Source organism: Chryseobacterium pennae, from assembly GCF_003385515.1.
GTDB classification, from domain to species: domain Bacteria; phylum Bacteroidota; class Bacteroidia; order Flavobacteriales; family Weeksellaceae; genus Chryseobacterium; species Chryseobacterium pennae.
The window spans coordinates 39,369-61,832 of record NZ_QNVT01000011.1 but is presented as its reverse complement, the minus strand read 5'-3'; the positions used below and the strand labels follow the sequence as shown (position 1 = coordinate 61,832).

Sequence of the window (22,464 nt, the reverse complement as noted above, 5' to 3'; positions counted from 1 at the left end):
ATCATCCCACAGTACCTCCAGCATCCCTCTTCCAGCTTCCAGCCTATCCTGAAACCCTATTACTCAAAAACTGAATTAATTTTAATTAAAAACGACATCCATTATAATATCGTCTGACAGCACTTCCAGCATCCCTCTTCCAACTTCCAGCCTACCCCGTAATTCTATTACTCAAAAACTGAGTCCTGTAATCCTTCGGCGTAATTCCTGCAATTTTTTTGAAAAGTTGGGTAAAATGAGATGCGGTGTGGAAATTTAACTCATAAGCAATTTCTGCAATATCTTTACTGGAATGCAGTAATGCTTTACTGTAATTGATATCAATCTCGTTGATCCATTGTTTCGGTGACTTTTGGGTCACACTTTTAACACATTTATTCAGATAACTTTCTGTTACAGACAATTTATCAGCATAAAATGCTACTCTTTTTTCACCCACATGATACTTGAATAAAAGATCCCTGAACTGGAGTGATAACTCCATCGGCCTTGTGGCAGATTTATGATGGGTATCTGAATCTGTGCTCAGCATTTTGATCAGAATCAGATGAAGCATAGTGACTACAACATCGTTAATATTCAGATTACTCAGCCATAGTTCCTGTTCCATGATCGGCAGAAGCTGGGTAATCGTTCCATAGGTCAGGCTATCCAGATTCAGGAAAGGGGTCATGAAGAAAATACTGCTTTTATGCTTGGGCAGTTCCTGCTCGGAGAGGATATTATTTTCGTAGGCAAGAAAGAAACCTTCAATATCATCAGAAAGTTCTACGGTAGCGGTAATGGTTCCCTGTTTAATAAAGATCACTCCGCCTTTTTCAGCGTGATATTCTTTATTTTCAAGATACTGTTTGATATGTCCGTTCGTAACGAAAATAATAAAGTTAAACGTGGTACGGTATGGAATGACAGGCATCAAGATCCCCTTAAGGTAATTTTCTATCCGGTAAAGCTGTATATCTGCGTTATTAGCTAATATTTTCTCCGTGATATTAGGTAGAAAAAGCTTTTTATATTGAAAATTGGATAAAACTTCCATTCTGATATTATGATAAATTAAAGTTAGACAAAATTTATAAAGTAGAACCAGGAGAATTTGAAAATTTGAGAATGTGTTAATTTGAAAATAGCGCTTCAACCCTAAGACTTTTAAACCCTATTACTCTCAAACTCTCCCACTCTAGAACTTATAGTACACTCCCACTCTTACTCCAAATGGGCTTCCCGGGGTATAGGTAAGGTCTGTGATAGGTTCTGCTTCGCCTTTCAGTTGAGTTTCTGTGGCGAACTGGGCTTCATTCCATTTTACATTGAACAGGTTATTGACCTGAATATTCGCACCCCATTTCTGGCGGTTGTAAGAAAGTACCAAATCATTCACGAAATAAGCCTTTGTTTTAATACTGTTGTCTTCTACTGCCGGTCTTTCCCCAAGATAACGGTATTGAAGACCTAAAGAAAACCCATTCAGGAAATCCCAGTTTACAGATCCTGTACTGGTTACTACCGGAGCCAGCGGAATATAATCCTGTCCTTTTTCCTCTTCCATAAATCTTGCATGAGAATAATTAATGTCCGCATTCAGGTAAAAGTTCTCCAATGGCTGGAAACGGATTCCCAGATCGGCACCGAAACGTCTTGATTTTCCGGAGGGTTCTACTACCGCATCATCTCCTACATATACAAATTCCTGCTGAAGATCCATATACCAAATGGTAGGCGTAATAATCAACGACTTGAATGGATGCAATCTTACCCCGAAATCAGCTCCGATAGAATATGGAAGGGTATTTTCATTTTTATTAGACACCACCACCCTCATATCATTAGAGTGGAATCCCATCCCTGTTTTCAGGAACCACATGACATTATCGCTCTGAGCATAAGAGAAGTTCAGTTTAGGACTTACTCTGGTTGCTTCTTTTGACTGTCCGGAAGGCAGTTGTTCAGGATCCAGCAGATTATGCATATTGAAGATAAAATGATCTACCCTTACCGCCGGATTGATCGTCCATTTTCCTGTTTTCCAAACCAACCCTGAATAGGCGTGAAGATTCGTTTCTGTTCCGTTCACATCAGACAGTCTGTCAAGAAGCATATCTCTGTGATACACATGATTCAGCTGTAAGGTATTGATATCATCATTTCTTAATCCAATTCCTGATGTCCAGTTTAATGAACTGTTGGGAAGAGAGAAACTTTTGGTATATTTTACCTCGGCTCCATAGATGTTTCTTCCGTCGGTCTGCTGGATTTCATCTCCATGATCTTTATCTTTTAAGAAAAATGTAAAATCAGAATACAGGTTGAAATTATATTTTGAATAGAAAGCCATTGCATCAATCTGTTCAGATGGCGAAATAATATGCTTAAAATTCATCTGAAGGTTTGTTCTGGAAGTTTTTCCGCCCTCAGTAGGATCTATACTGCCCCATCTTCCGATGATTCCTTCATCCACAGCACGTTCCGGAACCTGACCGGAAGCATTCCAGGAGGAATTGAAGGTTGAAAACTGAATATTGAAATAATCGTTATCAGTAATCCATTGGTTATACTTCCCGAAAATATTAACCCTGTTGAAGTTTTGTTTTACATCAAAAGGGCCATCGGTATAATTGTATTCAGCAGCGATATAAGCATTCTTCCTTCCCAGATCATCATGCAGAATATTGAACATTCCCAATATTCTTTTTGAATTGAATGATCCCCCTTCAAGTTTAATCATACTATTTTTCAATCCGTTATACGTTTGAAAATCAACATATCCGGCAGTATTAAAATCTCCACGGTCCATATAATAAGCTCCTTTTCCAAAATCTATATTATTTACCGTTTCAGGAATCACAAAGTGAAGATCAGAATACCCTTGTCCATGGGCATGGGAGACAATATTCACCGGCATTCCGTCTACATTTACGCTTACATCGGTTCCGTGATCAGCATCAAATCCTCTTAAAAAAAGCTGTTCAGCCTTTCCTCCTCCAGCGTGTTGCGCAATAAATAAACCCGGTACTTTTCTCAATAAATCCTGTGCTGAATTCACCGGAAATTTATTCAGATCCACCTTTGTAATGGCCGATAAAAAGGAGCTGTGATTAATGGCTACTTCGGAGATCTGAAATGGCTTATGCTGTAAAAAAATAACTTTATTTTTATCATCTTCATTGGTAACCACCCATTTTACCTCATCATACCCCTGACGGCTGATCACCAATGTATCAGGAAGTGATTTCACAGGAACTGCAAAAGTACCATCTGTTCCTGTATGTGTGTGGGTATTTCCGTGATCATATTTTACCAATGCATCTGCAATAGGAAATTTGTCATCTGCATCTTTGATCTGCAACTGCTTTTCTGCTTCCTGCGCCATCATTTTTCCACTGAATGCCATGACAAGAAAAGCGGCTGCTATTTTAGTTATTTTCATTTTTTGTTTTGTTACGTTTATAAATTAGAGGGAGATGATAGATAATAGACGAAGAGATGATAGATGTTTTAGTCTTAAAATTCAATGGTCAATTTTGCTTCGCAAGTGAATGGTGAATTGCCAATTACCAGTAAAAGGATGACAACCTTGAACTTTAAACCCTCTTACTCTCAAACCCTAAAACTCTCAAACTCTAGAACCTTCAGACCCTCAAACCAAGTCTATGCTTTTGCTTTAAGAAATATCTTCTGAATTAAAAGAGTGATCCATGTTCCTGCTACGAATGGGAATGTGAATACTCCACCCACTGCATCCAGACAATGGTTATCGATAAGAAGATCATCAATAACAATCGTTAAAAAAACGGCGATAAGCACCCATAAACCATCTCTTTTTTTCACTCCTGCAAATACAATAGCCGAAAGAACGGCGTTGAATCCGAATAATCCCATGTGGATTTCTTTGATAGGTTCACCATTCAACTGTGACAGCCCTGCACCCAAAATAGATGCCGCCAATCCATATAAAGCAGCAATGGGTGAACTGATGAAAACTGCCAGAAAGAAAATCATTCCTGAAAGTACTCCACCCTGGAATATTACCTCTCCAAAACCATTGGTACAGGTAAGAAAATCATCATATTTTGATGGGATTACCTCAGCGCTCAACATTGCTGATGGCGGAATATGAGTGAAATGATGTAAAGCAAATACCAATATCCATGTAATGATAATAAAAGGAAAAGTAAACACCGGGATTTTCTTTTGGATAAAGAAATTCTGAATAACAGCTGCTAATGCTCCTCCCAATAAGATAAGTATCCAAATTAAAATTGTTGTTTCGAATAAAAAAGCCAATGCCACTCCCACAAGTGCAGCACTGAAACCGTATAATCCGGCATTGATTTCAGACTGGTTATATTTCAGCTTCATGGCTGTAAAGGTTCCCGCTGCTGTTGAAAGCAATACTGCAACTCCGCACTGCCAGCTTCCCATAAAGATTCCTATCAGAAACAGAAGTCCGGTCCATCTGTTTTCCTGAAGCATAATTTGCCCGATTCCTTTTAAAACATTGTCTAAAAAGGGTATTTTTTTGAAAAATTCGTCCATAGTTTTTTTTAATTGTATTATTGATTGGAAATAAATTGGAGATTATGGATAGAGATGAAAGATAATAGACGAAGAGATGAGAGACATTTTAGTTTTAGATTTCAATAGTCAATTTTGCTTTGCAAGTGAATGGTGAATTATCAGTGAAAGAATGGCAACCCTAAACTTCAATCCTTAAACCTTAAACATTCTTACTCTCCTACTCTAAAACCCTCAAACCTCTTTACCAGCCCAGAAAGACCATCCCAACTCCGCAGACTGTTACCACAGCGCCACTTACCACTCCCATATATCTTTCCAGTTTTTCGGTATTGAATAAGGTTGAATAGCCATAACGTCCTAAAAGCACCATTCCAAGCATTGTTAAAACAGTAGTAACAGTAAATGAGGTTACCAGAACTGCGATTTCAGACATAGAATGTTTAACTCCCGAATAGAATAATAAAGGAATTAATGGTTCACTTGGCCCCATTACAAAGATCATAAAAAGGACAAGCGGGGTTACTTTTATTCGTGTCTGCGGCATTACGACTTCACTGTGATTATGTTCATACACATAAACATCATCCCCCATCACATCAAAATGCTTGTGAGGTTTATTTCTGATCGCCTGAATCAAACCATAGATTAAGTAAACTCCACCAAAGATCAGTAGTGCCCATCCTGAGAAATTTCCTCTGATATCCTGGAACCAGGAGATTTTATTCAGCTGCCAACCCAGAAACACTCCGATAAAACCAAGTACTAGGGAACTCAGGACGTGTCCAAGCCCACAAACCATTGTTAATACTGCGGTTTTCATTCCGCTCCATTTTTTGGATTTTGAAATCACGATGAAGGGCAGGTAATGATCCGGTCCTGAGGCCGTGTGTATAAAACTTATTGAAACGGCACTTAAAAGTAATGCCCAAACTGTACTGTCCATTTTCTATTAATTCTGTTTTCAGATTCTTATTACGTTTTGGCTAAAGCCAGTGGAAGATTTCTTTTTATTTACGCGGGCTAAAGCCCGCTTCTATTGAATGGTGGCAATGTCCGTTAAAACAATATTATTTTCTTCCAGTTCTAGCCTTGTCAAGATTTAAAACCTTGACAAGGCTCTCAAAGCTACCTTTTTACTCCAGTGACCAAAGGATTTCCTGAACATGCAGGAAGAAGTTATACATCAATTCTCCCCCATGCCCTAAGGCTCTTACTACAAATCCGTTATCTTCCATAGCAGAAACTCCTACTTCCATTTCTTCAATATGTTGTGCTGCGGCTTCAACGATCTCTTCAATCAATCCGTTTTTATCTACATTTTCCTTTGTGCTGTAGAAAATCAGAGTTCCCTGATGGGTATACTGTTCCAGATTACCGATACTGCTGATTGGGATCAGATCCGGCTGAATTACTACGTTATCCTTTACTACCAGTTTGTTATTATGATAGATTTCCATAAGATTCTGAAAACGTCTCAGTTTAAAAACCTCTCCATAATGCTTCCTTCCGCAGGTAATAATCTCACTGATGATGATCTGGCTGTTTTTCCCGATATGAACATTCGCTTTACTCTTAAAATTAGAATCTTCATGCGGAACAATAGGATGCGGAACGTAAGCGAAAGAGGCTTCATCCTCCATGGTGACATTCAGTTCCTGAACAGCCTTGTCTTCCATATTGAACAGTCTCTGATATGACTGTGACTGCAATTGAAGGGAAGATCCTTTTTCAAGGGCTACATCCAAATGGTAATGGTCACCATCCAGAATTCCCGGGGAGGAGCTCATCACCATCTGATAGAGCTTTTTGTCACTTTTTCTCTGTCCTACAGAAACTACTCTGAAAGGAAGCGAGACATAAAGATCTTTCACATAAGATTCTCCACCCTTGAATCCTGCAATAATATTTAAACGACTATCCATTTATCTTACTAAGTTCGGTTCTTCAATTTCTTCTAAAAGAGCGTATTTTTTGATCCATCCGATCACTTTATCCAACCCTTCATCTGTTTTAAGATTGGTAAAAACAAAAGGATTTCCTTTTCTCATTCTTCTGGCATCGTTCTCCATAACTTCAAGGCTGGCTCCTACATACGGGGCAAGGTCAATTTTATTGATGATTAATAAGTCTGATCTTGTAATACCAGGACCTCCTTTTCTAGGGATTTTTTCTCCTTCTGCAACATCAATAATGAAAATAGTAACGTCTGCAAGATCCGGGCTGAACGTTGCTGAAAGGTTATCGCCTCCACTTTCGATAAGAACCAGTTCAATTTCAGGGAAACGGGCTGCCAGTTCATCTACCGCTTCAAGGTTCATACTTGCATCTTCACGGATTGCCGTGTGAGGGCAGCCTCCGGTTTCTACCCCGATAATTCTCTCGTGAGGAAGAAGGCTGTTTTTAGCCATAAACTCAGCATCTTCTTTGGTGTAAATATCATTGGTAATTACTCCAAGATCATATTTCCCGAATAATTTTCTGCTTAAACGTTCCAGTAATGCAGTTTTTCCTGACCCTACAGGTCCTGCTACTCCTACTTTTATATATTTTCTGTTTTCCATTTTTTCTAAATTTTACTTTGTTTGTTTTTATTTTTCTAACGCTGAGAGCGCTAAGATTTTTTTGATTGTGAATATTTTAAGATCGCAAGGGCGTTTCACTCAGCAAATGTTATTTACATTCAATTCATTTTCCCTTTTTATCTTTTCGTATTACGACATATAAAGTCTTGAATACAACCTTTCGTGCTGCATACATCTGATATCAAAGGCCGTATTGCAAAGTCCTACCATATCTCTGTCCAGTTCCATGGTTTCCCAAACAGTTTTTTCCATGACAGGATATAGAGCGAATAAGATATCTTGCCCATCAAGCTGTCCCAGCGGTACCAGCTTTACGGCATTGGTGATCATTCCGGCAACAGAAGTGTAGTAAAATCCCAGCAATGCTTCGTATAAAGGAATTTTCATTAAATAAGCATAGACTCCAAAGACAATACAGTAATGAGAATTAGCTTCTTTATTTTGAACTGCTTTTTCAAATGCCTCCATAAAAGGGAAACTTTCTCTCCTTTTGAATATTTTTATTAATCTCAACCCCAGTTTCTGACTGGCCTGACGGATTTCTCTAGGACATTTTATGGCATTACACTCATTGTCGAGATCCAAAAGTGCCTGTAAATCTCCTTTTTCTGCTGCTTTATAAGCGAGTTTTGCAAAAGCACCGTCATTGAATTTAAGATTATACTGAAGCATGTTCTGTACAAACTCTTTCGCTGTTTCTGCATTATGAACGATTCTTTCCTGTACATAGGTTTCAAGTCCGTTGGAATGGGTATACCCCCCGATAGGAAGCGTAGGATCAGCCAGATGAAGCAGTCCTGATAAAAAGTTTATGTTTATATTATTCATCTTTCGGAGCGGCCATTTTTAAGATTTTGGTAAAAATTGTAGAGCCAAGACTTCCGTGTCCGTGAGGTTCTACATTGGATTTAAGGAGATTCAGCAGTTTTACGGATTGCTTTTCCGGTTTAAAACCACTTGCTTCCAGCCATCTGAACATCGGCATTTCAAAAGGAAGCAATACTTTATCATCCTGAATGAAAAGCGGAATATGCTTGTTCCCTATTTCGTAGCATACTGTTCCCATTTCCAGTAAAGAGCCGGGAACCATTACGATCGCTTCTGTTTCCAGGACATTGATCGCGATTACTTTTTCTGCATCCTCAAAAAGAATATCTCCTTCACGCAAACGCTGCCCTTCTTTAAGAAACTTGATGGCAACATCTACTCCATTTCTGGTTTTTTTGCGTTGGATTCTTTTTGTGGTTTCAAACCATTCAAGATCCAGATAATCTATATTCTTTTCTGTAGGATTTTCGGTGAGATTGCCTATGGTCTGATTAATTATCATCTTTAGCCGATTTTTTTCTGAAGTCAAAGTTTTTAGAAATACCCACCCCGAATGTTGAGCCACTAAGTCCCGCTACATAGCTCTTCGTCCAGCCTTCTTCTTTCGTTTTAGTCTGAAGCATTGAAAGCTCAGCAAACTTGAATTTTAAGGCCCAACCGCCACCTAATAAGATTCCGATCAAAGGGTAAGCACGGAGGCGGAATCCATTAAAGTTCTGCATTGCATCCGCTGTTGCTGCCTGCTGCTGTCCCCAAACATAATGTGCATCTATCTGCCCGATCAGTACAAAGTATTTTCCAAGCATTAGTGAAGGGCTATACCAGATTCCGGCCTCATTTTGCTTATACACCACATTATGATTCACAGAATTTTGAGAGTAAGCGTAATTAACCCCGACAAGGTCATTATTATTGATAAAGTATCCTACTCCCAATGGTGCACTGGAAACGGTACTGTTGCTATTCGTAGGGGTAGTAACCTTTGAGTAATCCAATGAACCATACATCATAAATTGACCTTTTGGTCCGGCTTCATCGCTCTTCAGCCTGCGTCCACCCAAAAACTGAGCATTTACATGACCCGAAAGCAAAGACATCCCGGCTACAGCAAGAGAAAAAACTGTTTTATTTAAATATTTCATTCTAAACTTAGTTCTATAATTGTTTTAAAATATTGCCTGATAAATCTTTTTTTGTCGTTGAATAAACCTAACAGGTTGTTGAAACCTGTTAGGTTATATTAATAGAATTTATCTTAGAACAAGTAATACAACTGAGTTAAAGGAAGTGTTTCTGCCGGTTCACAAGTGATATATTCACCATCTACCGTTACTTTATAGTTTTCAGGATTCACTTCAATTAAAGGGGTCTTATCGTTATGGATAAGGTCTTTCTTTCCAATATTTCTACAGTTTTTCACCGGAAGGATCATTTTTTCTAATCCATAAGAAGCGATTGTTCCGTTATCAATAGAGATTTGAGAAACAAAGTTGGCGCAAATACCGTATTTTGCTTTTCCATGAGCCCCAAACATATTTCTATAGATCACCGGTTGTGGTGTTGGAATAGAAGCATTCGGATCTCCCATTTTAGCAGCGATTACAAATCCTCCTTTGACAATCATTTCCGGTTTAACTCCAAATAATGCTGGTTTCCAGATCACCAAATCCGCTAATTTCCCTTCTTCAAGAGATCCTACATATTCAGAAATGCCGTGTGCAATTGCTGGGTTGATGGTGTATTTAGCTACATATCTTTTTGCACGGTAGTTATCGTTTCCGCTATTCTGATCTTCAGCTAAATCACCTCTTTGCTCCTTCATTTTGCTTGCTGTCTGCCAGGTTCTTGTGATGACTTCTCCTGGTCTTCCCATTGCCTGAGAGTCAGAACTCATGATACTGAAAACTCCCATATCGTGAAGAATATCTTCTGCGGCAATGGTTTCAGGACGGATACGTGAATCTGCGAACGCCACATCTTCAGGGATGTTTTTGCTTAAGTGGTGGCAAACCATCAGCATATCTAAGTGCTCATCAATTGTATTGATCGTGTAAGGACGCGTAGGGTTTGTAGAAGCAGGTAATACGTTTGGATACATCGCCGCTTTGATGATGTCCGGTGCGTGTCCTCCACCTGCTCCTTCTGTGTGGAACGTGTGAATGACTCTTCCGTTGATCGCTCTCATTGTATCTTCCAAGAAACCTCCTTCATTTAAAGTATCGGTGTGAATGGCTACCTGAACGTCATATTTATCAGCTACTTTTAATGCAGCATCAATCGTTGCAGGCGTTGCTCCCCAGTCTTCGTGGATTTTTACGCCTAATGCCCCTGCTTCCACCTGCTCTTCAATAGGCTCTTCTGCAGAACAGTTTCCTTTTCCGAAAAACCCTAAGTTCATTGGATATTCTTCCGCTGCTTCAAGCATTTTCTGCATATTGAATTTACCAGGAGTTACTGTTGTAGCATTGGTTCCGTCATTCGGTCCTGTTCCCCCTCCGATCATAGTAGTGATTCCACTGTACAGAGAAGTTTCAATTTGCTGTGGGCAGATATAGTGAATGTGGGTATCAATACCTCCGGCAGTTACGATATATCCTTTTCCACCGTGAACTTCAGTAGAAGCACCGATGATCATGTTCGGAGATACACCGTCCATTGTATCAGGGTTTCCAGCTTTACCGATTCCTACGATTTTACCGTCTTTAATCCCGATATCTCCTTTTACGATTCCCCAGTGATCGATGATAACGGCACCTGTGATACAAAGATCAAGAACTCCTTCATCTCTTTTAGCAGTAACATTCTGCCCCATACCATCACGTACGGTTTTACCACCTCCGAAAACAGCTTCGTCTCCGTAATGGGTGAAATCTTTTTCAATTTCAATAATGATTTCAGTATCCCCCAGTCTGATTTTATCTCCGGCTGTAGGACCTAATATATTGGCGTATTGCTTTCTGTCTACGTGTAAGCTCATCTTAGTGATTTTTAAAGTTTAACTCTTCAATTTTTGCAAGGCTTGCTTTTTTCTGATCTTCAGAATCTACCTGTCCATCAACAAGGTTATTGAAGCCCATTGCTTTTTTGGTTCCTCCTATTTCTACCAATTCCACTTCTTTTTCTTCTCCCGGTTCAAAACGTACGGCTGTACTTGCCACAATATTCAGTCTCTTTCCGAAAGCTTTTTCGCGGTCAAAGCTCATTGCTTTATTTACTTCGAAAAAGTGAAAGTGTGAACCTACCTGAATAGGACGGTCTCCTGTATTGGTCACTTTTATTTTTACGGTTTCTCTGCCTTCATTGCAGATGATCGTACCTTCTTTTACAAAAATTTCTCCTGGTATCATAATAAATAGGATTAACGGATTGGGTTGTGTACGGTTACCAGCTTGGTTCCATCAGGGAATGTAGCTTCAATCTGAACATCGTGGATCATTTCTGACACACCTGGCATCACATCATCTTTAGTTAAAAGATTTGCGCCTTCCTGCATCAGTTCGGCTACTTTTTTACCATCTCTTGCTCCTTCAAGCAAAAAGTGGCTGATCAGTGCGATTGATTCTGGATAGTTTAATTTCAGGCCTCTAGCCTTTCTTTTTAGAGCCAGCTCTCCTGCTAGAAATAGCATAAGCTTCTCCGTTTCTCTCGGTGTTAAGTGCATAGTATTTTTATTTAAAATTGAATAAACACTATCCTGTTCACCTTTTTCAAAAGGCAAATAAATAGGTTCAAAAATGTAAAAAAGGAAAATGATGTTTACGGATCTGTATTATGAAATACAAACCATAACGAATCATTAAAAACTGTAAAATGAAATTAGCAGCCCGCTATCTGCAGGGCATGATACAGAATGTACCTTGGTGCTGTAATACAAATACGGTTTTGAACGGCCGTAACCGGAGTATTAAAGGTATACTTTGCAAAGAAATAGTTGAACCACTGCTGTGCCAGTACTGAATAATCAAATTTTACTTTCTCCCAATCATTGGAATCCTGCACATCCTGCGCGTCTGAAAAACTGTATATTTCAGGCTGGGTCTGCTGATCTGATTTTTGCTGAAGAAGATGAATTTTTGAAAGAAGATCAGAATATGATTTAGTTTTTCCCGTATGCGTAAGAAGACCTACACATAAAGCTGAGAAAAATAATACAAAAGAGAAAAACAGGACTCTTTTTTTCATGTCTGATAATAATGGTGTAAAATTAGAGTAATCTTAATTCACAGGCTATCAAAAAAATTATTTAAAATGTTCAAAATCGCAACAAACACGATTTTATATAAAATTAACATTTCTTTATAAATCCTTTATTTACAACACTTAAAGGTACTTTATGAACTATGACAACTATTTCATTGTCACAATTCCAACAATTCCAACAGACTACTCTATATTTTTCTTCTCTACAAAGGATTAAATAAATCTATTAAATATTTTTAAAATTTAAGCTAAAAAAAATAATATATACTAATGATTATTGGCCAATAAAGTTTATCTCACAAAAACAGACAGGATTTTTTTCTTTCCTTATAATTATCGTAAATTTGTATACAACTTACTTATTCAGTTTAATAAAATAATAAAACGTAATATGTCAAAAGCAATTTCGCAAGTACCATTAGCGGTGAATGAGCCGGTAAATTCTTATGTACCGGGATCTCCGGAGGTTAAAAGCCTTATCAGCACTTATAAAAAAATGTGGGCTGAGAAGATAGAGGTTCCAATGGTCATCAATGGAAAGGAAGTAAAAACTGATACAAAGGTACAGCTTCAGTCTCCTCAGGATCATGCTCATGACTTCGGATTCTATTACCAAGGTGGTATGCAGCATGTGGATGACGCTATCAACGCGGCATTAGCAGCTAAAGAAGCATGGAATGGACTAGGTTGGGAACAACGTGCAGCCATTTTCTTAAAGGCAGCTGATCTATTAGCAGGTCCTTACAGAGATGTAATTAATGCAGCTACCATGATCGGACAGTCTAAAAATGTACACCAGGCTGAAATTGATGCTGCATGTGAGTTCATTGATTTCTTAAGATTCAATGTAGAGTTCATGACAGAAATGTATTCTGAGCAGCCAGTTTCTGACAACGGAATCTGGAACCGTGTAGAGTACAGACCATTAGAAGGATTTTGTTTTGCAGTAACTCCATTCAACTTTACAGCTATTTCCGGAAACCTTCCAACTTGTATGGCGATGTTAGGAAACGTTGTAGTATGGAAGCCTTCTGATAAGCAGGTTTATTCTGCAAAAGTAATCATGGATGTATTAATTGAGGCTGGTCTTCCTGCCGGGGTTATCAACATGATCTTTACAGATGGTAAAGAAACTGCTGAGAAAGTATTAGCTCACAAAGATTTCGCAGGTCTTCACTTCACAGGGTCTACAAAAGTATTCCAGGGAATGTGGAAAATGATCGGTGACAATATTCATAACTACAGAACATATCCAAGAATCGTTGGAGAAACAGGTGGTAAAGACTTTGTAATCGCTCACCCATCTGCTAACGTAGAAGCAGTAGCTACTGCTTTAGTAAGAGGTGCTTTCGAATACCAAGGGCAGAAATGTTCTGCTGCTTCAAGAGCTTATGTTCCTAAGTCCCTTTGGGCTGATGTGAAAAAAGTAATGGAAGCTCAGATAGCTACGATTAAAGTGGGTTCTCCTGAAGACACTTCTAACTTCGTAAATGCTGTAATCGACAAAAATTCTTTCGAAAAATGTAAAGGATATATCACCAGAGCTAATGAATCTTCTGAGGCTACAGTAGCTATTGGTGGAACATGTGACGATTCAAAAGGATGGTTTGTACACCCAACAGTAATCGAAACTACAAACTCTCAATACGAAAGTATGGTAGAAGAGATCTTCGGCCCAATTCTTTCTGTATTTGTGTATGAAGATCAGGACTGGAAAGAGACTCTTAAAGTAGTGGATTCTTCTTCTCCTTATTCATTAACAGGTTCTGTATTCTCTCAAGACCGTTATGCAATTGCTGAAGCTTACAAAGCTTTAGAAAACGCATCCGGTAACTTCTATATCAACGACAAACCTACAGGAGCTGTAGTAGGACAGCAGCCTTTCGGTGGCGGTAGAGCTTCAGGAACTAACGATAAAGCTGGTTCTAAAATGAATCTTCTTAGATGGACGTCTGTAAGAAGCGTAAAAGAAACTTTTGTTTCTCCAAAAGACTATAAATATCCATACTTAGGGTAATCATAAGTAATGAGTAACGGGCAATGAGTAATTTTTGTCTGTTCTTTCAATATAGCCTCGGAATTTCGGTTTCGGGGCTTTTTTATCGGAATATGATAAAGTTTGAGAGTCAGAGAGTATTAGCATTTGAGAGTGAGAATGCCAATGTTTAAATTTCAAGGTTCTGATTCTGCTTGTCATCAACACCTTTATTCAATACCATTCTCATACTCTCTGACTCTCAAACCCTCCAACTCAAGTTTATCTAACATCTTTTAACAAAGTTTACCTATATTTTACGATTTATCAACCCTCGTTAGGAATAATAGTTGTTTTTTCATTATTACACCCCAAAATAAAATTGTATGAAAAAGTTATTGCTAACAGCCATCGGAATAGGATTATTTGCAGTGAGCTGTGGAACCAAGGAGTCATCAATGTCTACCAGTAATAGTGATTCGGCTAATACACGGGCTGCAGCACCCATTGCTACAGATACAATGACTACAAAAATGACGAATCCGGACAGCATTAAGATGAAAAAGGATTCGATGGCAACATCTCCTGCCAAATAGTATTATATACGTTTAATTTAAAATGGAAAATCTGCAGATGAAAGCCCTGCAGATTTTTTTGGTTAGTATCTTCCAACTGTTATTTTGTTTTTTTAAATATTGTGCCACCTTGTATATCCATGGTGACACCGTTTACATTTCCCTTATCATCCAGTATGAAGTTAAAGTCAAAATCAGGATTCATTTGTTGTGGCACCTCCTCTATTATTTTTGATGAAAATAATTCATATTGCTGATGAACCAAAATAAATTTAAATGTCGGAAAAGTGATGTACAAATTATTCTTTTCTTTTGAAATACTAAAAGTTCCATATCCTTTATTTGAATATTCCCCGCAATATGCCTCTAAATCATGAGTGGGCTTTTTCTTTTCATTAATAGAAGAGCTTATATCTTTTTTAGGTTTCAGAATGTCATTCACTTCCATTTCATAAGAATAAGGTGTATTGTTATCCAACCCCAGCATCCGGATTGCTATCATATTACCAATCGTACTTGCAATATCTGAGTTATGTTGATTACTTAATACAACAAGACCAAATTTTTCTGCAGGAAACAATAAAACAGCCGAACTAAAACCGGATACCCCTCCTGAATGCCATACTTTATAATGTCCTTTTAAAATCTGTGTAAACCAACCATATCCATAACCCAGCAAAAAATTTTTCTGATCTGAAGTTACAGGAGGTACTCCATCAATCACAGTTTTAGTACTCATAGCACCTGTAGTATATTTCTTTGAAAGCACAACCTGATTTTCAAAAGTCCCGTAGCTGAGCCAAAGCCTGATCCAATTTGCCATATCTGTTGCAGAACTATTGATCGCTGCTCCTGGCTTATCATTATCAGGTTTTTGAAATAATATTCTTTCAATGCTTTTTTGATACATTCCATAGGGATAGGAAAAGTCTTTTTGTTTAATCATTTCATTGATCGATGTATTGCTGTTATTCATTTTTAGAGGAACAAATATCTTTTCTTTGATCAGCTCATCCCAACCTTTATGATTAAGCTGTTCTGCAATGGTTCCCAAAATAATGTATCCGAAATTACTGTACCTCCAACTATTTTTAGGCTCACCGTTTTCTTTTAAAAAAGGAAGCTTTTGCATTAAATCTACTCGCTTTTCTGAAGGGAAAAATATATAAGCTCCATCTACACTTCCCAGCCCGCTTCTATGTTCCAACAGATCTTCAATAGTGATCAAATTATTCATTCTATCCGTAGAAAATGTGAGATATGGAATATGTTGGGAAGGTTTGTCCTGAACTGACAGCTTTTTTCCATCTTCCAGCATACCAATCAAGGCAGATGTAAATGATTTGGTATTGCTTCCGATACCAAAAAGAGTATTGGGAGTTACCGGAAGTTTATTTTCATAGTCTCTGTAACCGAACCCTTTAGAATAAATCATGCTGTCATTTTTCACAATGGCAACAGATAATCCCACAGCTTTGTAATTATCCAGAATGTTATTGATTTCCTGATCAAGCCCTTTTAAGTTTTCTTTTGGTTTCTGGCTTAACATTAAACTGAAAGACAACAGGCTTACTAAATACAATACTTTTTCCATATTTTTATTTTTAAAGTAAAATAGAGATTCACTGAATAATATATTTCAGGTCATTTTCATTTGTTATTGATATTGGTATTTCTATAATAAGTAACAATATCTCCCTTTTAATTACACTAAAAATAATTTTATTTAAAGATTCTATCTATTATTGATAAAAATATCAATATTTTACTATATTTGATATTAATAACACCAAAAAGTATTATATGAAAAAATTATGGGTCGGAGCAGTTCTTGGACTTCTTTTCCTTGGAAGCTGTGCTCAGAATAAAGAGAAAAGAGAAGAATTTAAAGATGCTCACAACAAAGACTCCTTAAGAAACAGAATGGGTGATTCTGCAGTGGCCAATTCTATTCCATCTCCAACAGATACTTCAAAAACAAAAACCGACAGTACCAAAACTAAATAAAATCGCAAATCCACAGAATATCTGTGGATTTGCACTTAAAAAAACTTGACTGAAAAAAAACCGGGCAATCAACCCCGATTATATTGTATAATCATATTCTAATCGAATATTTTCTTATTAGGCAGATAAAAAGAGGAACCGTGACTATTTCATCAAAAGAAATATACACGTGTTCCATATCTGAAGTTTCATGGTTTGACCTGTTGTGGGGGAATCATATTTATTTCAAAAAAAGACTGTTCTTTTAAAGAATAAAATAGATGAGATGTAATTGTAGTCATTCCCGTAACACTGTCGCAAAGATAGGACTGCAGCTGTCTTACAAAAAACAATAGGTTATCCATTTTCGTGAAAATGGTAAGACAGAATATAGAAAGTTATTTATTGTTTATTGTTTTCGCGAAAATAGACATTTTTATCTGACTGATTTTCAGCATCAAGATGTTTAATATAAGCCGATGGTGAAAAATCTGTAACGGCCTTGAATACTGCTGCAAATTTACTGTGTGAAGAAAAGCCACATTCATCAGCAAGGATACTGATTTTATATTGCCTGTACTTTTCATCATTGATAAGTTTATCTACAATATAGTTGATTCTTAACCGGTTGATATAAGTTTTAAAATCTGCACTTTTGTGCTGATTAATGACATACGAAAGATACTTGGTATTGGTATTAAGCTCTCCTGCCAGAAAAGAAAGAGACATTCCCTTATTGTTATAAAGATTACCTTTTTCAAATTCTTCAAGCAGCTCAAGCAATTTAGCTTCAGTTTCAGAAGTCATTAGTGAATCATTTCTTTTTCGGTCTGTTTCGCTGTCTTTTTCATCTATTTCTTCTACAGAAATATTTGAAAATTCTGAATTCAAGGGTTGTCTTAGTAATGGTATTCTGTTTTCATTAGCAATATTTCCCTGAGTTCTTATAATAGTTCTCAGTTTTGAAAGCTGTCTTTTCTGCCTTGTTCTGAAAAAGATAATCAACCCGACTAAGGAAACAAACAATATGATGATTGCACTATTTTTAGCCATATTCATCTGGCCATTGTTGCTCATTTTACCAGAAACCTCTTTAGATTTTACAGAAAACTCCTGGTTACGGGCAGCAATACTGTCATAGGCTCTTACATATTTCACAGCATATAAAGATGCCTTAAAATTATCACCTATTCCTTCGTAATAATCATTAATATTGGAATAAACAGCTTTTTTAAGCTTCAGACTTCGGGAAGTGTCAGCTATTTTTTCGGCTTTTTTCAGGTACAGTTCTGCATCTTTCCAGTTCTTCTGCTTTACGCGAATTCCTCCCAATCCGTTATACACCAATCCCAATGTACAGCTGCCGGCTCTGAGTAAATCTTCAGCTTTTCTGTAATAATTTTCAGAAACGTCATAATCATTAAGTTTAAAATAAATATCTCCCAATAACTGATAAGAAGCGGCTTCAGTTCTGTCTTCATTCTGGCTGTTTATTTTTTCAAAATTCTTCAGAGAAAATTCAACATACTGTATGGCATTCATATAGTTACCAGCCTCCATTTCATAAAAAGCCATCTCCTGATTCAGCAGTCCTTCCACCTCATTACTTTCCTGAAAACCGGAAATTTTTCTGGAAGCCTGCAGTCCTTTGATAATGTATTTTTTTGCTCTTTCGTATAACCCTACCTGTCTATATTGCCTCGCCAGTAATCTGCATACACGGGACATCCATTCCGTATTGTCAGTCTGTTCAATCAGTGAGTGGGCATTTTCGCTATAGTATATTGCTTTTTTAAGATCTCCGCCATGATGATACAATTCTGAGGACAACATAAGACTTTTTACTTTCTCTGATGGCTTATGAGCAGCCAGATAAAGAGAATCGGCAGTTTTGATTGCTTTGGGCAGATCTTTATAGGCCATGATAGCGGAAGTCCTTTCGCATGCCTGATCGAAGTCGTTTTTTTTTTGGGCAGATATGAAGATTGCTGTAGTCAGCAAAAACAAAAGTTTCAATAGATTATTAGACATAAAAAAACAAATTATTATTCTTATAATAATTCATCATTTTCTCAAGGGTGTCTTTTTGTTTTTTACAAAATTAGTAATATTTTACTTTTTATTAAAATATTCTGCTGAAATTTAATCATTTAACTAAATTTAGCATTTACATTAATTTTAATAATAATCTCAAAACAATAGATGGTTTTCTTTCATATAAGTCTATACCTGTATTAAAAATAAGGTTCTTCAATAATTATTTTCAATGTGACTAACTTAAATGTCATCATATTTATTACATTTGCAGGGAACAAAACGTTTTTTATGAAAAAAATAGCAATACTTTCTACTCTATTTATAGGTGCAATAGCATGGGCACAGGGCATCAAATTTGAAGAGGGCAACTTTGCTTCTATTCTTGCCAAAGCCAAAAAAGAAAACAAACTGGTTTTTGTAGATGCTTATGCATCATGGTGCGGACCATGTAAACTGATGGTAAAAAATATTTTCCCCCTGAAAAATGTAGGTGATTATTATAATAGCCATTTTATCAATGCTAAAATTGACATGGAAAAAGGAGAAGGTATTGATCTTGCTAAAAAATACAATGTGAAGGCATTCCCAACCTATTTATTTATTGATGGAAATGGTGAAGCGGTCCACAGAACATTAGGGTACGTTGAAGAGAAAGACTTCATACAGTTTGCCATGGATGCCGGAGATCCCAACAAAAGACTGACTTCTTTAAAGCAACAATTTGAAAAAGGAGAAAAAGATCCTGCATTTTTAAAAAATCTGGCAGAGCTTACCATTTATAATGATTCAGAATTTGCAGCTAAAGTCCTGAACCGTTATTTTCAGGGTAAACCTACCATGGATGAGGATGATGCACAATTGCTTATTTCCGGTATACAGACTACAGAAAGCCCATTATATAAGGTTTTCCAGGAGAAAAAAACAGAACTTTTAAAATTTCTCCCTGAGGATAAGTATGAAAAATTAAATCAGAACATCCAAATAAATACCATCTCAAAAAAGGCCTATAACGCTGATACTAAAACCTGGAATGACCAATACTTTATTACTGAAGCCCAGAAATTGGTAAGCAAAGAAAATGCGGAAAAATTATTAAAAAAACTAAAAGCCAGCAGAGCTTTAAAAAACAAAGATATTGCACTTTATGAGAAATTAACTTTAGATATATACCAAGACTACTCTAAGGCTAATTCTTCAGAACTCAATTCTGCTGCGTGGAACTTTTTTGAAAATGTAAACAATAAAGCATCTTTGGAACAGGCCATAGCATGGGGCCAGGAATCTATAAATAAAGATCAGAGTTATGCCAATACAGATACACTGGCTAATCTTTACAATAAAATTGGTGACAAAAAAAATGCAAAGATGTGGGCTGAAAAATCCATTGAACTGGCAAAAAGTGAAGGACAGGATTCTTCCGATACTGAGAAGCTATTGAAAAGCCTTTAATATACAGGGAAATATACAATAAAAACCGCAGAAAGTTCTGCGGTTTTTTATGGTTTTAAGGGTAACTGTTCTTTCACTCAATTAATATTCAAAAAGGACACTTCCCCATGTAAATCCGCTTCCGAAAGCTGAAAGAAGTACAAGGTCACCTCTTTTGATCTTTCCTTGTTCAATCGCTTCACTTAACGCAATTGGAATAGAAGCTGCTGTTGTATTTCCGTATTTCTGAATATTGTTGAAGATTTTCTCATCCGGCAATCCGAATTTCTGCTGAACAAACTGTGCAATTCTAAGGTTAGCCTGATGAGGAATAAACATATCAAGATCCTCTACTGTTTTTCCCGCTTTGTTCAAAGCCTCCATCATCGTTTCCGGGAATCTTGTTACCGCATGTTTGAATACGAAGTTTCCGTTCATAATAGGATAAACTTCTTTATCTGTTACATTTTCCGGTTCTTTTCTCATCCTGTCGCTCCATCCAAACTTAGAACCTGGAAACTGGGTACATAATTCATCTGCATATTTACCTTCAGAATGCATATTCGTAGCCAGAATATCTCCAGAATTTTCATCTTCCGTTGCACAAAGAACTACAGCTCCTGCCCCGTCTCCAAAAATAACTGAAACTCCTCTTCCTTCATCAGAAAAATCTAATCCAAAAGAATGAACTTCCGCTCCTACCACAAGAATATTTTTATAGGTCCCTGATTTAATAAAAGCGTTGGCAACACTCATAGAATATACAAATCCTGAACACTGGTTTCTTACGTCTAATGCTCCGATGGTATCACATCCCAGCATTTCCTGAAGTAAAACTCCACAGCCAGGAAAATAATAATCCGGAGAAAGTGTTGCAAAAACAATATAATCGATATCTTTAGCCGTTAGACCAGCTTTTTCAATGGCTTTTTCTGATGCTTTGAATCCAAGGTATGCAGCTGTTTCCTGAGAATCATTTCTGTTTTTTCTGTGTCTTCGCTCCTTAATGCCTGTTCTCTCTGTAATCCATTCATCATTGGTAGTCATTAGTTTGGCTAGATCATCATTGGTAACAACGTTATCTGGAACATAAAATCCCACACCTTTTATTGTACTTTTAATCATATAGTTTTATAATTTTGGCAAAGATAAACTTATTTAAAACATAGTATTTCAAAATATTAGTATTTTTACTTTATGCCAATTGATACCATATACAGAAGCACCCACTGCGAATGGGTAGATGTAGAGTCTCCTACAGCAGAAGACCTGAAATTTCTTCATGAACGATACGAAATCAACAATCTTCTTCTGGAAGACACTATAGATCCCAATCACCTTCCCAAATATGAAGAAGATGGGAATGTAAAGTTTTTTCTTCTCCGTGAAAGCACAGAACTGGAAAGGAAAAATCTGAACACCATTAGCGATATCAGTACAAAAATTGCAATTTTCATTCTGGATAAAACCATTATCACCATCCACAGAATGAAAACCAGAAGTATTTCTGAAACGAAAAAAAAGCTTACACTCACGCAGGAAGAAGTAACTCCCCAGAAAGTAGCTTTAATGATCGCGATATTGATTATGAAAAGCTTTGATGATGAATCTATAAGTCTATTGGAAACCATGGACAATATTGAGAATGAAATTTTCCTTAAGAATACAAATCATACCAGCCAGATCCGAAGACTATACAAACTGAAACGAAAATCAGGGTTGAATTCACGGGTTTTGGTTATTTCCACAGATGCTATTGATAAATTTAAGCTATTGAACCTTCAGGATTCTGAAATTGTAGATTTAAAAGATAAACATAAAGATGTAGTGGCCGATTTTGATCATCTGAACATTCAGATTACCAACCTTATTTCAATGTTTTTGGCACTTTCTGACCAGAAAGCCAATCAGGTGATGAAAGTTTTGGCTATTTATTCAGTCTATTTCTTACCGATCACCTTTATTGCAGGAGTTTACGGGATGAACTTTGATAACATGCCTGAGCTTCACCATAAATATGGGTATTATTTTACCATAGGAGGTATGGCATTAGTTGTTATCAGTACGTTTATCTATGTAAGACGCAGACAGTGGTGATTTATGTTTCCCGCAGATTTTACAGATTACGCAGATGATTATGGGAATTTACTTAATCCGCGAGAATTTAATCTGGTTATATCCCGATTGGAGTTTTTTGATTTTTATCCCTGTAATAAATCTAATACATTATCAATCTTTAATACAAAACAGTCTTATGGTTTGTAAATAAACAGTAATTTAGAGATTGCTTCGCCCAGGATTCGCAATGACAAAATATTACGAACTGAAAACCATA

Annotated in this window: 21 protein-coding genes; 5 read left to right on the top strand and 16 right to left on the bottom strand. The window is 37.0% G+C overall.

Translation table 11 applies throughout. The annotated features are described in order from the left end of the window. Positions 1–151 precede the first annotated feature (151 nt). The 13 genes from DRF65_RS12995 to DRF65_RS12935 all read right to left on the bottom strand — a co-directional run bounded on the left by DRF65_RS12995 (position 152) and on the right by DRF65_RS12935 (position 12,110). Positions 152–1,039, bottom strand: a complete 888-nt coding sequence (locus DRF65_RS12995) for a helix-turn-helix domain-containing protein (RefSeq protein ID WP_115971194.1) — start codon at positions 1,037–1,039, stop codon at positions 152–154. Between the two features lie 141 nt (positions 1,040–1,180). Further along, complete coding sequence (locus DRF65_RS12990; RefSeq protein WP_115971193.1) at positions 1,181–3,427, bottom strand: TonB-dependent receptor; 2,247 nt, start codon at positions 3,425–3,427, stop codon at positions 1,181–1,183. A gap of 221 nt (positions 3,428–3,648) precedes the next feature. Further along, positions 3,649–4,536: an urea transporter gene (locus tag DRF65_RS12985; protein ID WP_115971192.1), complete on the bottom strand. Its 888-nt coding sequence runs from the start codon at positions 4,534–4,536 to the stop codon at positions 3,649–3,651. 223 nt (positions 4,537–4,759) lie between these two features. Next, positions 4,760–5,461, bottom strand: a complete 702-nt coding sequence (locus tag DRF65_RS12980; protein ID WP_115971191.1) for a hypothetical protein — start codon at positions 5,459–5,461, stop codon at positions 4,760–4,762. Positions 5,462–5,651: 190 nt separating this feature from the next. Then, a complete protein-coding gene (locus DRF65_RS12975) occupies positions 5,652–6,440 on the bottom strand; it encodes an urease accessory protein UreD (protein WP_115971190.1) in 789 nt (262 codons plus the stop codon). Further along, positions 6,441–7,079, bottom strand: coding sequence for an urease accessory protein UreG (gene ureG / locus DRF65_RS12970; protein WP_115971189.1), 639 nt, complete (start codon positions 7,077–7,079; stop codon positions 6,441–6,443). Between the two features lie 150 nt (positions 7,080–7,229). Continuing rightward, complete coding sequence (locus DRF65_RS12965) at positions 7,230–7,928, bottom strand: urease accessory protein UreF (RefSeq protein ID WP_228438663.1); 699 nt, start codon at positions 7,926–7,928, stop codon at positions 7,230–7,232. Next, positions 7,921–8,430 (bottom strand): urease accessory protein UreE, encoded by a 510-nt coding sequence (ureE, locus tag DRF65_RS12960; protein ID WP_115971188.1) that lies wholly within the window; start codon positions 8,428–8,430, stop codon positions 7,921–7,923. Before ureE ends, DRF65_RS12965 begins: the two co-directional genes overlap by 8 nt. Then, positions 8,420–9,070 (bottom strand): hypothetical protein, encoded by a 651-nt coding sequence (locus DRF65_RS12955; protein WP_115971187.1) that lies wholly within the window; start codon positions 9,068–9,070, stop codon positions 8,420–8,422. The genes ureE and DRF65_RS12955 overlap by 11 nt, the downstream gene beginning before the upstream one ends. Positions 9,071–9,183: 113 nt before the next feature. Continuing rightward, the gene (gene ureC / locus DRF65_RS12950; RefSeq protein WP_115971186.1) at positions 9,184–10,905 is read right to left on the bottom strand and encodes an urease subunit alpha; all 1,722 of its coding nucleotides are present in this window, start codon (positions 10,903–10,905) and stop codon (positions 9,184–9,186) included. 1 nt (position 10,906) lies between these two features. Further along, the gene (gene ureB, locus DRF65_RS12945; RefSeq protein WP_115971185.1) at positions 10,907–11,275 is read right to left on the bottom strand and encodes an urease subunit beta; all 369 of its coding nucleotides are present in this window, start codon (positions 11,273–11,275) and stop codon (positions 10,907–10,909) included. An 11-nt stretch (positions 11,276–11,286) separates the two neighbouring features. Continuing rightward, on the bottom strand, positions 11,287–11,589 hold the full coding sequence (gene ureA, locus DRF65_RS12940) for an urease subunit gamma (RefSeq protein WP_047387758.1): 303 nt from the start codon (positions 11,587–11,589) through the stop codon (positions 11,287–11,289). Positions 11,590–11,744: 155 nt separating this feature from the next. Further along, complete coding sequence (locus DRF65_RS12935; RefSeq protein WP_115971184.1) at positions 11,745–12,110, bottom strand: hypothetical protein; 366 nt, start codon at positions 12,108–12,110, stop codon at positions 11,745–11,747. A 409-nt stretch (positions 12,111–12,519) separates the two neighbouring features. On the opposite strand from DRF65_RS12935, the gene pruA reads away from it, so the two are divergent. Both pruA and DRF65_RS12925 read left to right on the top strand, forming a co-directional pair. Beyond that, positions 12,520–14,145 (top strand): L-glutamate gamma-semialdehyde dehydrogenase, encoded by a 1,626-nt coding sequence (pruA, locus tag DRF65_RS12930; protein WP_115971183.1) that lies wholly within the window; start codon positions 12,520–12,522, stop codon positions 14,143–14,145. A gap of 344 nt (positions 14,146–14,489) precedes the next feature. Then, the gene (locus DRF65_RS12925) at positions 14,490–14,699 is read left to right on the top strand and encodes a cytochrome C551 (RefSeq protein WP_115971182.1); all 210 of its coding nucleotides are present in this window, start codon (positions 14,490–14,492) and stop codon (positions 14,697–14,699) included. Positions 14,700–14,778: 79 nt separating this feature from the next. On the opposite strand, the gene DRF65_RS12920 is transcribed toward DRF65_RS12925, so the two are convergent. Further along, positions 14,779–16,272: a serine hydrolase gene (locus tag DRF65_RS12920; RefSeq protein WP_115971181.1), complete on the bottom strand. Its 1,494-nt coding sequence runs from the start codon at positions 16,270–16,272 to the stop codon at positions 14,779–14,781. 209 nt (positions 16,273–16,481) lie between these two features. Between DRF65_RS12920 and DRF65_RS12915 the strand changes: the two genes are divergently transcribed. Further along, positions 16,482–16,685: a hypothetical protein gene (locus DRF65_RS12915; RefSeq protein ID WP_115971180.1), complete on the top strand. Its 204-nt coding sequence runs from the start codon at positions 16,482–16,484 to the stop codon at positions 16,683–16,685. Between the two features lie 381 nt (positions 16,686–17,066). On the opposite strand, the gene DRF65_RS12910 is transcribed toward DRF65_RS12915, so the two are convergent. Continuing rightward, positions 17,067–18,695 (bottom strand): tetratricopeptide repeat protein, encoded by a 1,629-nt coding sequence (locus DRF65_RS12910; RefSeq protein WP_115971179.1) that lies wholly within the window; start codon positions 18,693–18,695, stop codon positions 17,067–17,069. A gap of 294 nt (positions 18,696–18,989) precedes the next feature. Here DRF65_RS12910 and DRF65_RS12905 point away from each other — a divergent pair, with 294 nt between their 5' ends. Beyond that, positions 18,990–20,150, top strand: coding sequence for a thioredoxin family protein (locus DRF65_RS12905; RefSeq protein ID WP_115971178.1), 1,161 nt, complete (start codon positions 18,990–18,992; stop codon positions 20,148–20,150). Between the two features lie 81 nt (positions 20,151–20,231). On the opposite strand, the gene DRF65_RS12900 is transcribed toward DRF65_RS12905, so the two are convergent. Beyond that, on the bottom strand, positions 20,232–21,254 hold the full coding sequence (locus DRF65_RS12900; protein WP_115971177.1) for a 3-oxoacyl-ACP synthase III family protein: 1,023 nt from the start codon (positions 21,252–21,254) through the stop codon (positions 20,232–20,234). Positions 21,255–21,326: 72 nt separating this feature from the next. Between DRF65_RS12900 and DRF65_RS12895 the strand changes: the two genes are divergently transcribed. Beyond that, positions 21,327–22,226, top strand: a complete 900-nt coding sequence (locus DRF65_RS12895) for a magnesium transporter CorA family protein (protein ID WP_115971176.1) — start codon at positions 21,327–21,329, stop codon at positions 22,224–22,226. The last annotated feature ends 238 nt before the right edge of the window (positions 22,227–22,464 follow it).

Bases quoted from the DNA above. Each gene is read 5' to 3' on its own strand.
- DRF65_RS12905 (WP_115971178.1), top strand. From the start codon at position 18,990: ATGAAAAAAATAGCAATACTTTCTACTCTATTTATAGGTGCAATAGCA.
- DRF65_RS12975 (WP_115971190.1), bottom strand. From the start codon at position 6,440: ATGGATAGTCGTTTAAATATTATTGCAGGATTCAAGGGTGGAGAATCT.
- ureE (WP_115971188.1), bottom strand. From the start codon at position 8,430: ATGATAATTAATCAGACCATAGGCAATCTCACCGAAAATCCTACAGAA.
- ureB (WP_115971185.1), bottom strand. From the start codon at position 11,275: ATGATACCAGGAGAAATTTTTGTAAAAGAAGGTACGATCATCTGCAAT.
- pruA (WP_115971183.1), top strand. From the start codon at position 12,520: ATGTCAAAAGCAATTTCGCAAGTACCATTAGCGGTGAATGAGCCGGTA.
- DRF65_RS12915 (WP_115971180.1), top strand. From the start codon at position 16,482: ATGAAAAAATTATGGGTCGGAGCAGTTCTTGGACTTCTTTTCCTTGGA.
- DRF65_RS12910 (WP_115971179.1), bottom strand. From the start codon at position 18,695: ATGTCTAATAATCTATTGAAACTTTTGTTTTTGCTGACTACAGCAATC.
- DRF65_RS12995 (WP_115971194.1), bottom strand. From the start codon at position 1,039: ATGGAAGTTTTATCCAATTTTCAATATAAAAAGCTTTTTCTACCTAAT.
- DRF65_RS12900 (WP_115971177.1), bottom strand. From the start codon at position 21,254: ATGATTAAAAGTACAATAAAAGGTGTGGGATTTTATGTTCCAGATAAC.
- DRF65_RS12965 (WP_228438663.1), bottom strand. From the start codon at position 7,928: ATGAATAATATAAACATAAACTTTTTATCAGGACTGCTTCATCTGGCT.
- DRF65_RS12925 (WP_115971182.1), top strand. From the start codon at position 14,490: ATGAAAAAGTTATTGCTAACAGCCATCGGAATAGGATTATTTGCAGTG.
- DRF65_RS12920 (WP_115971181.1), bottom strand. From the start codon at position 16,272: ATGGAAAAAGTATTGTATTTAGTAAGCCTGTTGTCTTTCAGTTTAATG.
- DRF65_RS12980 (WP_115971191.1), bottom strand. From the start codon at position 5,461: ATGGACAGTACAGTTTGGGCATTACTTTTAAGTGCCGTTTCAATAAGT.
- DRF65_RS12955 (WP_115971187.1), bottom strand. From the start codon at position 9,070: ATGAAATATTTAAATAAAACAGTTTTTTCTCTTGCTGTAGCCGGGATG.
- ureC (WP_115971186.1), bottom strand. From the start codon at position 10,905: ATGAGCTTACACGTAGACAGAAAGCAATACGCCAATATATTAGGTCCT.
- ureA (WP_047387758.1), bottom strand. From the start codon at position 11,589: ATGCACTTAACACCGAGAGAAACGGAGAAGCTTATGCTATTTCTAGCA.
- DRF65_RS12985 (WP_115971192.1), bottom strand. From the start codon at position 4,536: ATGGACGAATTTTTCAAAAAAATACCCTTTTTAGACAATGTTTTAAAA.
- DRF65_RS12990 (WP_115971193.1), bottom strand. From the start codon at position 3,427: ATGAAAATAACTAAAATAGCAGCCGCTTTTCTTGTCATGGCATTCAGT.
- ureG (WP_115971189.1), bottom strand. From the start codon at position 7,079: ATGGAAAACAGAAAATATATAAAAGTAGGAGTAGCAGGACCTGTAGGG.
- DRF65_RS12895 (WP_115971176.1), top strand. From the start codon at position 21,327: ATGCCAATTGATACCATATACAGAAGCACCCACTGCGAATGGGTAGAT.
- DRF65_RS12935 (WP_115971184.1), bottom strand. From the start codon at position 12,110: ATGAAAAAAAGAGTCCTGTTTTTCTCTTTTGTATTATTTTTCTCAGCT.